The following is a 14430-nucleotide window of genomic DNA, read 5'->3' as shown; positions in this document are numbered from 1 at the left end:
TTACCAACGATGCAATCAAAAGGAGCGTTTCATGGCTTGCAAGACATCGAGGTCCGATTTGACTCATCTGAAGTCCGTCCCGGTAGCGCTCGCGATTCTGCTTGCGGCGGCTTGTCCTGCGGCGGCCCAGCAGGCGGCATCGGGGCCGGCGCCGCAGGCGGTCGGCGCGGCCGCACTGCTGCGCGTTCAGGCGCGCGTGGTCGAGATCTATCCCGATTCGAACAGCGTCACGCTGCGCGGTCCGCGCGGCAATCTTGCGGTCATCGACGTGAATCCCGCCGTGGCGGACGTGAAGAAGCTGCGTGTCGGCGACATCGTGACTATTTCCTACCAGAAGGCCGTTCTGATCGGCGTCGACAAGCTCGCGACGAGCGGAATCCGCTCCCGCCTCGACACCCAGCTCGCGCAGCCCGCGTCGGGCGGCGTCGTTGCGGCGGCGCGCCGTGTCGAGGTGGTGGCGACGGTGCAGAACGTCGACCGCAAGCATCGCACGGTCACGCTGCGCGGCCCGAGCCGTACGGAGACGCTCGACGTCGCGCCGGACATCTCACTGGACGACATCAAGGTAGGCGACTCGGTTCGGGCTGTGTTCGTCGCCGCTGCCGCGGCGTCCGTGTCGCGCGGCGGTGAAGAAGTCAAGTGACGGCGATGTGGGAGGCGTAAAGTGCATCATGTAGCACGGCGTCTCGCGGCATGGTGATTCGGGCCCGAATCACCATGCAGTTGATGCTTGGCGCGGTTTCTTGCAACGCGCGTCGTCGACGCGGTCATGGCGTTCGGTAAAGGAGTATCGAATGGATCAAAAACGCGTGAGATCCGCCGACGAAGAGGAGCACAGAAGAGTCGTTCGCGGTAAGGTGCGCATCGGCCTTGCCGCATTCGGCACATTGGCGGCAGTTGCTGGAATCGGTGTGGTGATTAACGGCGGGCTCTACTTCAACACGACAAAGGTGCTGGTCGGTGTCGGCATCATCATCGTGTCGACCATCCTCTATGTCTCGATGCTTTTTCTTTCGCGTAACGATTAGGTGAAAGCATTGGCTGACAAGGATTTGGCCTATCGGTGGTCGCAGTAAGCGAATTTGCTAGCCGCATGCCGGGTTGCGTGGCAAATTGCTTGAGTACCGATGACTTCCCGGCCGGCGAGTTGTGCGCGCCCGACGGGCTTGCTGCTGTCGGCAGTTCTTCAACGCGACGGAGAAAAACATGACACACGCATCCGGGGCGAATACCGGTCAGCGGGCCCCTCTGTTGGAAGCGCTACTGACTTTGGCGGAGTATCTGGAGTTGTCGCTCGACGCGGGCGCGAGCCTGATCGTCATGCGTCACGCAAGCGATACCGCCACCCTCTATCTGGGTGACGCGTCGGGCCCGCGAGAGGATTTGAAGCGGCGTGGAACGGTGACAGCATCGCTTGCCAACGAAATTCTCGACGCGACTCGGGCGGGCGTGAACGTGATGGAAATCGAAGGTAGAACGTACCGATTTTTCCGCAGTTTTACGCACATGGACGACGTGGCTGCGGTCGTGTTTTCTCCAACCTGATGGACGGGTGCCGGGGTCATGGGGTTTCAAAGCGCGTCGTGACAGAGCGCCATCATCCTCTGAACCATCGTGCTTGCCTCGTTGAGTTCCATTTCACTGGTGAAGAGCGTATTCACGCTGGACAGCCGAACCGCAACGCCGGCCTCCAGCAGATCCTTGCTGGCGATTTTCAAAGCCAGTTGGCCGATGCGGACCCTGTCCAGCCAGTCCATCTTCACGCGATTTTTGCTTAGCCACTGACGGCAGCACTGAACAACATGGTCCACTCGCCATTCGTTGGTCAAAGCGTAGGACGCCGCCGCAATCGCGACGAGGAAGCATAGCAAGTCGGGGCGCGCACTGTCGCGCTCGTTGAATTCGGGTTTGGTCATGTCTGTTGGCTTGCCCGTTGCGGTTAAGCAAACCCACCACATATGGGCGAAGGTGGACGATTCAATATAGACGACGTTCGAATACCGTCGAGAGTCCCTTCCAGGGGGGGCTGGATGAATATTGCGACGTTACATGCTTAACCTTACGAATCAAACGTTCTATAACCAAAGCCGGCACCGTGCGTCCGACGTGGTCGCGTCAGGCACGCGGCATTGTTACGTTTCTCCGTCCAGTGAATTAATTACCTCTTGAATCGCGACTCAGGAATCAGCTTGCCGAAATTTGACCGTCGCGCCTGCCGTGCGCCCTGAATCAGGCGACGGCGAAGCGATGTTACATCGTGTTCCCGACGGTGATGAGTGCCGGCAAGGCTTCTGAATGTTCATTAATGCTGTGGCTGCGGGTTGGAAGAAACGCCCGCCCGCGCAATTGGAAACCCTATCGATTACCAGTGAGGTGAAGTCCATGTCCAAGATGAAAGCCGTACAGGTGGAAGCAGCGGGAGGCCCGTTGAAACTCGTCGAACTGGATGTTCCTCAGCCGGCCGACGGTCAGGTCCGCATCAAGATTCAGGCGTGCGGAATTTGTCACAGTGATTCGTTGACCAAAGAGGGGCTCTGGCCGGGTCTGCAATTTCCCCGGGTCCCCGGCCATGAAATAGCCGGCATTATTGATGCCATCGGAACTGGCGTAGAGGGATGGAGTGTCGGGCAACGAGTCGGTGTGGGCTGGCATGGCGGCCACTGCGGTCGGTGTGCCCATTGCCGTCAGGGCGATTTTGTTCTTTGCGAAAAGGCGCAGGTGCCGGGGATTAGTTACAACGGTGGTTATGCAGAGTTCGTCGTTGCTCCGGTAGAAGCGCTCGCTAGCATTCCGCACGACCTGTCCGACGCTGACGCAGCGCCGCTATTGTGCGCTGGGATTACGACCTATAACGCGTTGCGCAATAGCGGTGCACGTGCGGGTGACGTAGTCGCGATTCTTGGGATCGGCGGCCTCGGACATCTCGGTGTGCAGTTCGCCCGGAAGATGGGCTTCAATACGGTCGCTATAGCCCGCGGACAAGACAAGGCTCAATTGGCGAAAGAACTGGGCGCTCACCACTACATCGACAGCACAACACAGAATATTCCGGAAGAACTCAGGAAGCTTGACGGAGCGAAGGTCATTCTCGCGACCGTCACGAGCGGGAAAGCAATGAGCGCGGCAGTTGGCGGGTTGGGATTGAACGGCAAGATGATTATGGTTGGACTTTCGGAAGAGCCTGTCGAAGTTCCGATTGCCCAGTTCATCATGGGCCGCAATTCGATTCAGGGGTGGCCGTCAGGAACCTCCGCCGACTCTCAGGATACCCTCGCGTTTAGCGCCCTTTCCGGAGTCAAACCCATGATCGAGGAGTTTCCACTCGATCGTGCGGCTGAAGCGTATGACCGAATGATGAGTGGCGCGGCGCGGTTCAGGGTGGTTTTAAGGGTGGCGTAACGCCGGGTATGGTGGGTTGTTGTGGGCGGCTCTGTCGACTTGCATCATGATGCCGCTGCCTCGTGATGCAAGAAACACTATCGACGGGTTACTTCTTTCGCGTACGGATAAGACATTGCTTTGAGACGGTTATCAACCCCAGCCAACGTCGGCTGCCGGGAACAGGACAGACGTGGATGCAGCCAGGACGGTTATCGCGCACTTGCGCAGACAGCAAATCGTCGCCCACGTGCGCCATGCGTGTCTGCGCTTCAAATCAGAAAACTACACCGCCGCATTCGTGGGTCGCGATAGCATCTGCTGCGGGACATGGCCGGTGGGGTACACGCCCTGACGAGGCGGACTTGCTGCGACTCATCGATAACTTTACCGGCTGTGCGGCGCAGGCCAAAAAGCGTGCGGGTCAAGGTTTGTGGGCCGATAGGAGCGCGGTCAGCCAGGCATCTCTCAAAAACGATATATACTGTTTATACCGTATATCGAACAGGAGAGTTTCTATGAGCGACCCGATTGCCAGGAAGGCGACGAAGAAGAAGTTTCATTTCCCCAAAAGCGCTGACGGCGAGATGGCGGGCGAAAAGACCGCGGAGGCTGTGGCGACCGCAGGTTTGAAAAAACGAACTCAAGCCGCAAAAAAGGCGCCGAAGCGGCAAGTCGCTAGTGTTCCTGAAGCGGCGGCGTCAGCGGCTGTGGCAGAGAGCAAAGTCAAACGCACAAAGAAAGAAAAAGTCGTGCGCGATAGCTTTACGATGCCGAAATCGGACTACGAGAAAATTGCGGCGTTGAAGCAGAAGTGTCTGGCGGGCGGAGTGTCGGTGACGAAGAGCGAAATCTTGCGTGCCGGACTGCTCGTGCTGGAAGCGGCCGCGCCGAAGCGACTGTTGGCTGCGGTGAGCGCGGTCGAGCAGGTAAAGACGGGACGCCCTGCAAAATCGTAAGCGTTGGGCTACGGTTGTCCAAGGGTTGCATGGGGCCGCTAATCGGTCCCATGCAAGCTTGCAGCCATCTTCAAGACGCGGCGGCGGTGCTCACTTTATTGGCGAGCGCGCCTGCCGCCTGCAGTCTTTTGAAATGAGCCTGCCCCAGGCGTCAACTGCGCTGCCGACCAGAGTCATTGACCGACCCATTACTGGAGTAGCGACTCTCGAAGGCTTGATGCATGCGCTTTAGCAGCGACAAGTATTGTTGCCCTTGAGGCGTGAGAATCGTTTGCGCGGCAATGGAGTTAGCCTCGTCCCAGAGCCGTTCAAATTTGTCGCGGGCTGGAGCGCCGGGCAACTGCGCAGCCATCAGGTCCGCAAAATCCCGATCGATAGCCTCGGGCGACCGCGCAGGTCTGGCTGAATTTTCGGACATCTTGCGACGCTCGCGTTCAGCGCTTGCCATAGCTGACTTCGCAGGCCCCCGTCAGCCCTTCCTCCAACTGCGACCGTGACTTTCTGACCTTCACCTGCTCAGCCGGAAAACTGGCAAGAGTTCGCGAGTGGACAGCCAAGTGCGACGCGTCGCCCGGGAACAGTGCCTATCAAGAATAGGCCGCATCGTCGAGTACGGTTCGCAAATTGAGAATAAAAGCTTCCGCTCGCTGGCGGCGGCTCGGTAATGATGGACGGCGTGGCGGCAAAGCCAGTACGTCCGCGATGCCTCGGGTCGAGACGCTCGTCGCCAGACTCGCGACCTCCGTTATCTTGACCCAGTTGCAATGCCTGATCTCGTTGTTGGGCTCAGGCGCCAGTCCCTCAGTAATCCGCGCTGCGAACACGTGGTGACACGTGCGTGTGCCGGTGAAGTTGAACATGTATCGCATGCTGACTGCGGGAAGACGGGTTTCTTCCATCAACTCGCGAACAGCGGTTTCCTGGAGACTTTCGCCAAAATTGGGTTTCCCGCCCGGCAAAGACCATCGGGAGCCCTCCCGACTGACCAGCAGAATTCGAGTGCCAAGCTGACAGACAACGGTCGCGCGTTGTTTCAAAGCGTCTCTTCCATTCGGTTTGTACCGTTAATCGCCAATGCGCTTTGCTTGTCCGATAATGCGCCGCGCGCCTGGCTGGATCTGTGACACCTATAATTCGCGGAACAGTGGCAAATGCGGGCTTGCCAGTTTTTCCGACCTTGCTTTGGGTGCTTCAAGCGATAGTGGTTCTGAAATGTGACAATTTTGTGGCGTCAAACACCGCCATGCTGGTCGAGACTCCCACCGACCGTCGTGGAGCCGCATGCTCTGCTTTGATCAGTAGCCGCGAAAGGCATGTCTCATGCCGGCCTCCGAAGTGCGGGACGCCGTTGCCAGCGCGAGCAGGGCTTTGGGTGCGACGCACAACAACAGGCCATTGAAGAGATCTGCGCGCAAGCGCCTGAAGTCCACAGAATGGCCTGCGCACGGGCGCATTAGGCATGCGGCAAACGTTCTGACTATGCGGCGTATCACCAAGTCCGCAAAGCGAGCATGAAAGTGCGACGATACCTGCCGGATTTCTTCGAGCCGTTGTGCTCGCAAAAAGCAGTTGAAGTCGACGAAAGGGTTGAAGACGCTTCAGAAGTGGTTCTGCAAGCTGAACGACGTCGTGATGCAGGCAATGGCAAAGCCTGAAGGTTCGCAAAATCCTTCTTCAAGTTTTCTGCTGGCGTGGCAGCCTCAACATCGCGGGTGGCACCGATGTTCTGCTCGGGTCGTTTGTAATGGCGTATCGCCCGTCCAGCGCGAACGACTTCACCGGATACCGCATCCGGGAAAACAGTCGCATGCACGCGTTGCGCAGTTTGGGCCGTCGGCCGATTTGTCCTGGCGCCGGCTACGGGCCTAAAAACCGCCTATTGTGGAGCGATGTCCCGTTGGACACGGTGAATGTGTTGCTCTACGTAGAATGCCGCAGCGTCGGCGTTACCGGTCACGATTGCTTCGTAAATCAGACGATGTTCGGCGACGTATAGGCGAATCCGCGTCGGGTCGTAGATGCCGTCATCCTTCAGCCGTTTCCATAGCGACTGGTCCATCGTCGCAGCAATTTCCTCCGCAATCTTCGTAAGCAACGCGTCGCCGGTCATGACAGCCAGTTGCCGATGGAAGAGCCGGTCGCTGTTGTTCCACAACGCGCGCTCTTCCTCATCTGCAACATCAGTCAACGTCTCCATTTGCGAAAGATAGTGCTCCGCAAGTCTGTCGCGTTTCTTGTGCGCGGCGGCACGGCGCGCGATGGCCGGCTCAAGAATGAGTCGCACGTCGAGTGTCGCTGACGGACTGAAGTCCGACGCCAATTCGCCTTCGTCATGCTTCTCCGTTGCCGCGCAAGCGAGCAGTTGTGCGGCCGTCGACGCTACATAGGTCCCTGAGTTGCGCCTTGTCGTGACCAGCCCTTCGTTTTGCAGCGCCCCGATGGCTTCACGGACTGCTGGCCGCCCGACGCCGAAAAGAGATGCCAGTTCACGCTCCGACGGCAATCGGGCATCGGGCAGAAAGCGGCCGGAGCGAATCTCTGCTCGAATCTTTTCCGACACCTGCTCGTAAATCTGCAGCGGGCGGAAGTTACTCTCAAACTCTAGACGGGCGGGGGCCATGGGTAAGTCCGGGCAAGCGCGATGTGGTTCTTCAATATACCACTTTGCTTCTTCCAGATTTACGGACCGCTGGATTTAGCCCGTTCATCGTGCAGCCGTCAGTTAGTTGACATCTCTCTAGATTGGTCTAATTTAAGCCTAATAATCGGCCATTGAGCCCAATGTGGCCGCTGATTGGTGCTTTGATCAGCCAATAATTTCAAAATTGGCTTGTTTAAAGTTGCTTGCTGGTATAGATTTGGGCCCACACAATCATTCCGTTGCGCCGGTCTGGACCTTGCGGAAACCAGAGCAGACTGGATTCATTCGCACCCAATTAGCGCATCCCTCCGGCATGCGCTCCTGTACCACCTTCATCATTGGCGAGCCCCAACATGACTTCTGTCAGCACCCGAGATTTCGACGCCCAAGCGACGGCTGCACTGCTGGACTATCCCTCGCTGGTGCGGGTTCTTCGGGAGACCATCGTCGAATACGGCGCAGGACGCATCGCGAGTCCGGAGCGCATGGCCATCCCGCTGCAGGCGGGCGGTCTGATGCTGTCGATGCCGGCCAGCGCTGAAGACATCGCCATTCATAAGCTGGTGAACGTGTGCCCGTCGAATGGAAAGCGCGAGCTGCCGACCATTCATGGTCAGGTCATCGCGTGCGACGCGCATACTGGTGAAACGCTGTTCGTGCTCGACGGCCCGACGGTGACTGGCCGACGGACCGCGGCCGTGACCGTGCTGGGCATCCAGACCCTGCATGGCATGGCACCGCGCGAAATCCTCCTCATTGGCACGGGCAAACAGGCTTCCAATCACGCTGAAGCGCTAGCGGTTACCTTCCCGGAAGCCCGGCTATTCGTAAAGGGCACTTCGCAGGCAGCCGCGGAGGCGTTCGTGACGCGGACGCGGGCACTGGCACCAAACCTGTCAGTCCTTCATGGCGACTTGATTCCCGACAGCATTGAAGTCGTCATCACGCTCACGACCAGCAAGTCCCCCGTTTACAAGCTGTCGGCACGCGCGGGTCGTCTAGTTGTCGGCGTGGGTGCCTTTACGCATGACGCAGCGGAAATTGGAAAGGAAACGGTTGACGGCAGTTTCGTGGTCGTAGACGACCCGGTGGGCGCAAAGCATGAGGCCGGCGACCTTATTCAGGCCAACGTCGACTGGAATCTGGTTTTTCCGCTAGCCAGGGCACTGGCTGGGGAGCTGAAGCCGACTGCGCCAATTCTGTTCAAGAGCGTCGGATGCGCCGCGTGGGACCTGGCCGCATGCCGCCTCGCCCGCGCGGCGCTCGGTTGAGCCGCAGTTGAACTGACGCCGTCACACAGGCCCTCGGCGGTTTTGGTTGTGTTCTCCGCTAGCGCGTTCGGGTCCGCTATCTCACTCGAGAGCGGACCGCCGCGGAAAAGCTATAGGGGAATGTGCGATTGGTTTTATTTAATACCAACGGTCGTTGCGTTTTTTTGAAATTAGATTGTGTCAAGACCAAGTTGCGAATAATCTGGTCCTCCCTTAGCCCACTTGGAGTTCGGTATGCGCTGTCTCGCAACAACCACGGCCGCTCTGCTGGCCGCTAGCTTCGCCTTATCCGCAAGTGCCCAGGTCGTTGTGACCATCGGTCATTCAGCCCCGCTTACCGGGCCCCAGGCACCGAACGGCAAGGATAACGAGAACGGCGCACGTCTGGCCATCGACGAATTGAACAAAACCGGCGTCACAGTGGCAGGACAAAAGGTGACGTTCAAACTGGACTCGGAAGACGACCAGGCGGACCCGAAGATTGGCGTGCAGGTTGCACAGAAGCTGGTCGACGGTGGCGTCGTCGCGGTTGTTGGGCCGTACAACTCAGGCGTCGCGATTCCCGCGTCGCGCGTTTACAACGCCGGCGGCGTGCCTATTTTGCCGGTCGCGTCCAATCCGACTTTGACAAAGCAGGGTTTCGAGAACATTTTCCGTATCGGCGCGAGCGACGAGCAACTCGGCGGCACAATGGGTCAGTTCGCAGCGAAGACGCTGAAGGCAAAAACGGCGGCCGTCATTGACGACCGCACGGCATACGGTCAGGGCGTCGCGGAGCAATTCATCAAGGTTGCCAAGGCAAACGGTATCCAGATCGTCGACCAGGAGTTCACCAGTTCATCGGCAACCGACTTTCTTGGGATTCTCACCAACATCAAGAGCAAGAACCCGGATGTGATTTTCTTCGGTGGATACGCAGCGCAAGGCGCGCCGATGGCCAAACAGATGCGTCAGCGCGGGCTTCGCGCCAAACTGCTGGGCGGCGACGGCATCTGCTCGGCGGACATGGGTAAGGTTGCCGGCGATGCCGCGTCCATCGTCTACTGTGCTCAGGGTGGTATCGCGCTTGAGAAGTCGGCTGCCGGCCGCGAGTTCCTGCAGAAGTACAAGGCGGCCTATAACACCGATACACAGGTCTATGCCGTCAGCTATTACGACGGCGTGAAACTGCTTGCCGATGCGATGGTGAAGGCGGGGACGACGACCGACAAGGCGAAGCTGACGGCTCAGCTCGCGAAGGAAAACTTCAAAGGTGTCGCCGGCACATACTCGTTTGACGAGTTTGGTGACCTCAAGGGTGCGCCGACCACCGTGTACGTGATCAAGAACGGCTTGCCCGTTCCGTACGGCGAGTAAAGTATCAGACCAACTGACTTCTTCGAAGCAAACATGAAAATCTCACGCACCATCTCGACTGTTGAAGTCCACACCGGCGGAGAAGCATTTCGCATCGTCACCAGTGGCCTGCCGCGTCTTCCTGGCGACACCATCGTCAAGCGGCGCGCATGGCTGAAGGAGAATGCCGACGACATCCGCAAAGCCCTGATGTTCGAACCGCGCGGTCATGCAGATATGTACGGTGGTTATCTGACTGAGCCGGTAAGCCCGAACGCGGATTTCGGCATCATCTTCCTGCACAACGAAGGGTACAGCGACCATTGTGGGCACGGCGTCATTGCGTTGTCCACGGCAGCAGTCGAGCTGGGCTGGGTGCAACGTCAGATTCCCGAGACACGCGTCGGTATCGACGCGCCGTGCGGATTTATCGAGGCTTTCGTGCAGTGGGATGGTGAGCACGCTGGCAATGTTCGGTTCGTCAACGTGCCGTCGTTCATCTGGAAGAGGGACGTTACGGTTGAGACGCCGTCGTTCGGTTCAGTGACAGGCGATATTGCGTTTGGCGGCGCGTTCTATTTTTACGCCGACGGCCAGCCACACGGCCTTGAAGTTCGTGAGTCGTCGGTCGAAGAACTCATCCGGTTCGGCGCTGAGGTGAAGGCGGCTGCCAACAAGGCGTTCCCGGTTGAGCACCCGCATATCCCTGAAATCAACCACATCTACGGCACCATCATTGCTAACGCCCCTCGGCACGCTGGTTCCACACAAGCCAACTGTTGCGTCTTCGCGGACCGTGAAGTTGACCGGTCACCAACGGGCTCTGGAACGGGTGGTCGGGTTGCGCAGCTTTATCTGCGCGGACAGTTGGGAAAGGGCGAGACGCTGGTGAACGAATCCATTATTGGCACCGTGTTCAAAGGACGCGTTCTGAGCGAAACGACCGTAGGTGACTTCAAGGCTGTCATCCCCGAGGTAGAAGGCAACGCTTTTGTTTGCGGCTTCGCCAACTGGATAGTGGACGAGCGTGACCCGTTGACATACGGGTTCCTCGTCCGATAGACCGATTGTAGAGGCGGTGTCCAGGTTCAATCATCAGGAGGCCGCCGATATCACTTGCCGAGTATATCCATGAGGGCGCGAGCGTTTCGCTGCCCCTGGTCTTCAAAGCAATTATTGAAAATGACATGCGTCTTTGCTGCCCGACTGGAGATGTCGCGGATTGGCCCGGATAATTGCCCAAGTTCGTCGTCGCTGTAATCGTAGTCGAAGCGTGCCGAAGCAGATGCGGCACCGGTCGCACTCCACGTAGCCGCATTGCGCCCATGCAGCCGTACAAACGCGAGGTCAGGATCGGTCACCTCCCACACGGTGTGCGCACGGTTAGGGACTCCTTGCGGAGCATCCATAATGAGGTGTACGAGCTTGTATCGCTTGAGCAGTTCCAATGTGCCGAAGGCGTGCTTGTCATTCAGCCACGAATTGTTGCGAAACTCTACTGCGACCGTGTATCCCTGCATTCGGTCTGCGCACTCTTCGACGTGGGCGTTTCCTTCAGGGCCGCAGGTCAGCCACGGAGCAAACTGAAAGAGAACTGCGCCGAGTTTGCCGGCGAGCCGTAGTGGCTCAAGCGCCTCGCGATAGCGCCGCCAGAGTTCATCAAGAACCTCAGCCGGAATATCGCGGTAGTAGAGGTTCTTTTTGCCCGTCTCCGGAATCGCCATCGCGATGTCTTTCGGCAGAGCCTCCCGCACGGTCTGGTGGCCTGTCAGCAGTCGAAACGCTTTGATATCGAATGTGAAGTCGCCGGGCGTGCGCTCCGCCCACAACGCCGAGTTCGACGCAGAGGGCATGCCGTAGTAGGTGGAATCGACCTCGACCAGTGGGAACTGAGACGCGTAGAACCGTAGCCGTGCCTCGGCGCTTCTACAGTCAGGCGGATAGAATCGCTTGCACGCGATGAGCGATTTATCAGTCCAGCCAGCGGACCCGCAGAGTATTTGCACGACGCCTCCCGATTCGAGCGCGGTGTTCGCCTGCCGGCGGTGGATTATCTGGTCATGGCCGCGTCATGACACACGTGACCGGCTGGAGGAGCCTAGGCGCGCCGCAAGAACGCCACCCAATACGCCGCCGATATGGCTCTGCCAGGACAAGCCGGGATAGAGGGGCAGCACGCCGAACAGCATACTCAGACCGAAGCTGCTTACGACCAGCAATGCCACCAGTATCGAGACGATTTTGCGGGTGTAGTAGCCTCGGGCAACCAGGTAGCCCGCATAGCCGAATACCAGCCCGCTCGCTCCGATGTGTATCGAGTCAGGTGCGCCGAATAGCCACGCGCAGAGGCCCGCGCCCAGCATCGCGCCGACGGTCGCCTCCCAGAAGTTCGATATGCGCGGCCATAAGCACAGCCAGCCCAGAACGAGCAATCCGCTTGTGTTAGCGGAAATATGCCCGAGGCTCGCATGCAGCCACGGGGCAAACAGGATGCCTTGCAAGCCGCCGACCGAACGTGGCACGACCCCGTGCCCGTTCAGATTCAGGAACGGCAATGCGGCCGACAGGAAGAACACCGCCCACATCGAGCCGACGAAAAGCGCGAGCAGCGCGATGCGCGCCTTGAGTCGCGCGGCTAGTGTGTGCCTCGCGGCAGTCGTGCCACCAAGCTGTATCGTCGGTTGCGGCATTACGCGTTACTCCGGACAATGGGTGCCGCGTCGTAGGACAATGCTTCAGTAAGAAGCTCCCTGATGTGCTTGAGCGCGGCATTTGAGTACAGAACGTTACGCTCACTTTACCGGGTAAAACAACCGTTGGCATAACAGTCGACCGGTCAATGCCAGCCGCGAGAGAGCCTCGCAACGCAGCGGACAACTTCGCCGCTAGTGGCGCGAGAAAATTGTAGCGTCAACAAGTCCAGACTAGCCGAACCCTTCGGCCGGCTCGTGCTGGTGCATCAAGTTGCTTCCAAAGTGCGCCGATGGAAAACCTGGTTTCGTCCAAGACGCTTTGCGTCATACAGCGCCGAGTCAGCAAGCTCCAGCAGTTCGCCCGGGTTGACAGTCCCGGCGTCGCTCGTGTGGGCGACGCCTATGCTGAGCGTAAGAGCCCCGAGCGGACTTCCTTCGTGCGCCACCGCCAGCCCTTCGATATTGGCTCGAATTCGTTCCGCTGCTTCGACCGCCTCGGTATATGAGCAGCCGCTTAGCGCGACCACAAATTCTTCGCCGCCATATCGAGCAAGCAGGTCAGCTTCCCTTATGGCACGCTTGACGTTATTGCCGACAGTCTTCAGACACTCGTCGCCGGCCGGATGCCCGTATATGTCGTTGTACTTCTTGAAGAAGTCAACGTCGATGAACAGTACGGCCAGCTCCGGAACGGCCGCAGTCCCTGGTGCGGGCTGAAAATATGATTTGAACTCGGCGTCGAAATAGCGCCTGTTTCCAAGCCCGGTCAGACTATCTACGTAAGCCAACTGCTTCAACTGCTCTTCTTCTGCGCTTCGACGATGTTCGGACAATACCTGGGCATTGATGTCCCTGACGGTGAACGCCATTGCGGCATATGCGTCAGTCGGTTCGGCGGGCATCGCGGCAATGAAGCTCCGGACCCATATGAACGACTGGTCTCTTCGCCGTAACCGGTACTCTACAGATTCCTCCATGTGCTCCGTGGTCGCCGCGGTCATCGCCTGTCTGACGCGCCACCAGTCGTCCTCATGGACCATGCGCTCTAACTGGCATCCAACCAGTTCGCCGGGTTCATATCCAAGGATATGTCTTACCCGGGGGGAGAGGTACTGGAACTCGCCGCTCGAAGCGAGTTGAATGATGACCTCGTCGGAGTGTTCAGCTAACTGGCGAAACCTGCGGTGACCGTCGATGACCAGTCCGACGAGTCGATTGCGTTGAACTTGCATCACCGTGATGGGAAGCGCGACAGACAGGGCGGCTATCGTGAAGACCTGAAGCGCAAGGATACGTTGCTGCATATCGGTGAAAGGGGTCAACCAGAGCGGCCCCATTCCGCGCACGGTCAGTGGCACCGCAATGCTGATGAAAAGGAGGATGCCGAGAAGGACGGTCGAAAGCTCGGCGTGGAACGCAAGGAGAGCGAGCGGGGGAAGAGCCCAGTAAAGCACCGACTGGGTTGTCTGAACGAATATCAAGGCTGTGGCGCATCCGACAAGCACCAGAAGCGCCAACGACTTCATCCGGTTCCCCGGTTCCAGCAGGCTGCGCCATTCACCCGAGACGATATTCAAAGTCACGGGCGTAAATATCACAAGGCCAAGCGACGCGGATATCACCCAGTTTGAAAATGAAGAAAACGGGTGCGTGGTAAAGACGCCTTGGAGCAGCAACACCGCAGCGAATCCGGAAATCAACGGTGCGAGAACGCCTGCCGCAAACACAAATCGAAGAAACGTCCTCGGGTTTATCAGTTCCTTTGACGAATGGACTCGCGGCAAAAGCCAGGCCGCCGCACACACTTCGACCATACCGGCCGCCGTGAAGGAAAGGGACACGTAGAGGTTTTCGTCCCCCATCAAGTTTGCTGCAAGATTCCCGATTATCCCGCCTGCAAGGATAAACAGCTTGCTGCGACGCGGGACCGCCATCAGGTGTCCGAGCAGGTAGCCGTCCGCTATCCACACAGCCACAATTTCGCCCGCCATGGTCTTGAGCTGGCCACTGACAACAACCAGGCAAAAAGATGCGATTGTCGCAACGACCAGATGATAGAGGCGACGGTCGGCTTCAATCGAGGGCGTAATAGTTGCCCGTTCTGCTTCAGGCGAACGTGTCGAAGCCGAAAACCGTTCTTCTCCCATTTTCCA

At 58.5% G+C, this 14430-nt stretch carries 16 protein-coding genes; 9 read left to right on the top strand and 7 right to left on the bottom strand.

Features of this window, described 5'->3' with window-relative positions; all coding sequences use genetic code 11:
- Nucleotides 1-31 precede the first annotated feature (31 nt).
- The 3 genes from P0D89_RS19020 (at nucleotide 32) to P0D89_RS19010 (ending at nucleotide 1545) form a co-directional block, all read left to right on the top strand.
- Complete coding sequence (locus tag P0D89_RS19020) at nucleotides 32-643, top strand: hypothetical protein (protein ID WP_408362551.1); 612 nt, start codon at nucleotides 32-34, stop codon at nucleotides 641-643.
- A gap of 151 nt (nucleotides 644-794) precedes the next feature.
- The gene (locus P0D89_RS19015) at nucleotides 795-1028 is read left to right on the top strand and encodes a DUF2964 family protein (protein ID WP_408362550.1); all 234 of its coding nucleotides are present in this window, start codon (nucleotides 795-797) and stop codon (nucleotides 1026-1028) included.
- 178 nt (nucleotides 1029-1206) lie between these two features.
- A complete protein-coding gene (locus tag P0D89_RS19010) occupies nucleotides 1207-1545 on the top strand; it encodes a hypothetical protein (RefSeq protein WP_408362549.1) in 339 nt (112 codons plus the stop codon).
- A gap of 26 nt (nucleotides 1546-1571) precedes the next feature.
- Here P0D89_RS19010 and P0D89_RS19005 read toward each other — a convergent pair whose 3' ends face one another.
- Nucleotides 1572-1916, bottom strand: a complete 345-nt coding sequence (locus P0D89_RS19005) for a hypothetical protein (RefSeq protein WP_408362548.1) — start codon at nucleotides 1914-1916, stop codon at nucleotides 1572-1574.
- A gap of 466 nt (nucleotides 1917-2382) precedes the next feature.
- Between P0D89_RS19005 and P0D89_RS19000 the strand changes: the two genes are divergently transcribed.
- A complete protein-coding gene (locus P0D89_RS19000) occupies nucleotides 2383-3399 on the top strand; it encodes an alcohol dehydrogenase (RefSeq protein WP_408362547.1) in 1017 nt (338 codons plus the stop codon).
- A 497-nt stretch (nucleotides 3400-3896) separates the two neighbouring features.
- Nucleotides 3897-4337: a hypothetical protein gene (locus tag P0D89_RS18995; protein ID WP_408362546.1), complete on the top strand. Its 441-nt coding sequence runs from the start codon at nucleotides 3897-3899 to the stop codon at nucleotides 4335-4337.
- 151 nt (nucleotides 4338-4488) lie between these two features.
- Here P0D89_RS18995 and P0D89_RS18990 read toward each other — a convergent pair whose 3' ends face one another.
- Together P0D89_RS18990 and P0D89_RS18985 are read right to left on the bottom strand one after the other, a co-directional pair.
- Nucleotides 4489-4785 carry a hypothetical protein gene (locus P0D89_RS18990; protein WP_408362545.1) on the bottom strand — a complete coding sequence of 99 codons (297 nt, stop codon included), beginning with the start codon at nucleotides 4783-4785 and terminating at the stop codon, nucleotides 4489-4491.
- Between the two features lie 139 nt (nucleotides 4786-4924).
- On the bottom strand, nucleotides 4925-5374 hold the full coding sequence (locus P0D89_RS18985) for an NUDIX hydrolase (protein WP_408376980.1): 450 nt from the start codon (nucleotides 5372-5374) through the stop codon (nucleotides 4925-4927).
- Nucleotides 5375-5848: 474 nt separating this feature from the next.
- Here P0D89_RS18985 and P0D89_RS18980 point away from each other — a divergent pair, with 474 nt between their 5' ends.
- Complete coding sequence (locus P0D89_RS18980; RefSeq protein ID WP_408362543.1) at nucleotides 5849-5992, top strand: hypothetical protein; 144 nt, start codon at nucleotides 5849-5851, stop codon at nucleotides 5990-5992.
- A gap of 221 nt (nucleotides 5993-6213) precedes the next feature.
- Here the strand turns inward: P0D89_RS18980 and P0D89_RS18975 are convergent, their stop codons facing one another.
- On the bottom strand, nucleotides 6214-6957 hold the full coding sequence (locus P0D89_RS18975) for a FadR/GntR family transcriptional regulator (RefSeq protein ID WP_408362542.1): 744 nt from the start codon (nucleotides 6955-6957) through the stop codon (nucleotides 6214-6216).
- Nucleotides 6958-7331: 374 nt separating this feature from the next.
- Between P0D89_RS18975 and lhpI the strand changes: the two genes are divergently transcribed.
- The 3 genes from lhpI (at nucleotide 7332) to lhpH (ending at nucleotide 10646) form a co-directional block, all read left to right on the top strand.
- Nucleotides 7332-8249 (top strand): bifunctional Delta(1)-pyrroline-2-carboxylate/Delta(1)-piperideine-2-carboxylate reductase, encoded by a 918-nt coding sequence (gene lhpI / locus P0D89_RS18970; protein ID WP_408376979.1) that lies wholly within the window; start codon nucleotides 7332-7334, stop codon nucleotides 8247-8249.
- Nucleotides 8250-8483: 234 nt separating this feature from the next.
- The gene (locus P0D89_RS18965) at nucleotides 8484-9605 is read left to right on the top strand and encodes a branched-chain amino acid ABC transporter substrate-binding protein (protein ID WP_408376978.1); all 1122 of its coding nucleotides are present in this window, start codon (nucleotides 8484-8486) and stop codon (nucleotides 9603-9605) included.
- A 33-nt stretch (nucleotides 9606-9638) separates the two neighbouring features.
- On the top strand, nucleotides 9639-10646 hold the full coding sequence (gene lhpH, locus P0D89_RS18960) for a trans-3-hydroxy-L-proline dehydratase (protein ID WP_408362539.1): 1008 nt from the start codon (nucleotides 9639-9641) through the stop codon (nucleotides 10644-10646).
- 50 nt (nucleotides 10647-10696) lie between these two features.
- On the opposite strand, the gene P0D89_RS18955 is transcribed toward lhpH, so the two are convergent.
- From P0D89_RS18955 to P0D89_RS18945, 3 genes are all read right to left on the bottom strand, one after another.
- Nucleotides 10697-11590, bottom strand: a complete 894-nt coding sequence (locus P0D89_RS18955; RefSeq protein WP_408362538.1) for a DUF72 domain-containing protein — start codon at nucleotides 11588-11590, stop codon at nucleotides 10697-10699.
- A gap of 63 nt (nucleotides 11591-11653) precedes the next feature.
- The gene (locus P0D89_RS18950; protein WP_408362537.1) at nucleotides 11654-12274 is read right to left on the bottom strand and encodes a rhomboid family intramembrane serine protease; all 621 of its coding nucleotides are present in this window, start codon (nucleotides 12272-12274) and stop codon (nucleotides 11654-11656) included.
- Between the two features lie 269 nt (nucleotides 12275-12543).
- The gene (locus P0D89_RS18945) at nucleotides 12544-14424 is read right to left on the bottom strand and encodes a sensor domain-containing diguanylate cyclase (protein ID WP_408362536.1); all 1881 of its coding nucleotides are present in this window, start codon (nucleotides 14422-14424) and stop codon (nucleotides 12544-12546) included.
- Between the last annotated feature and the right edge of the window lie 6 nt (nucleotides 14425-14430).

The sequence above is a fragment of the Paraburkholderia sp. RL18-085-BIA-A genome (assembly GCF_046027075.1).
In the GTDB taxonomy this organism is placed as follows: Bacteria; Pseudomonadota; Gammaproteobacteria; order Burkholderiales; family Burkholderiaceae; genus Paraburkholderia.
This window is presented reverse-complemented; position numbering and strand designations above follow the sequence as displayed.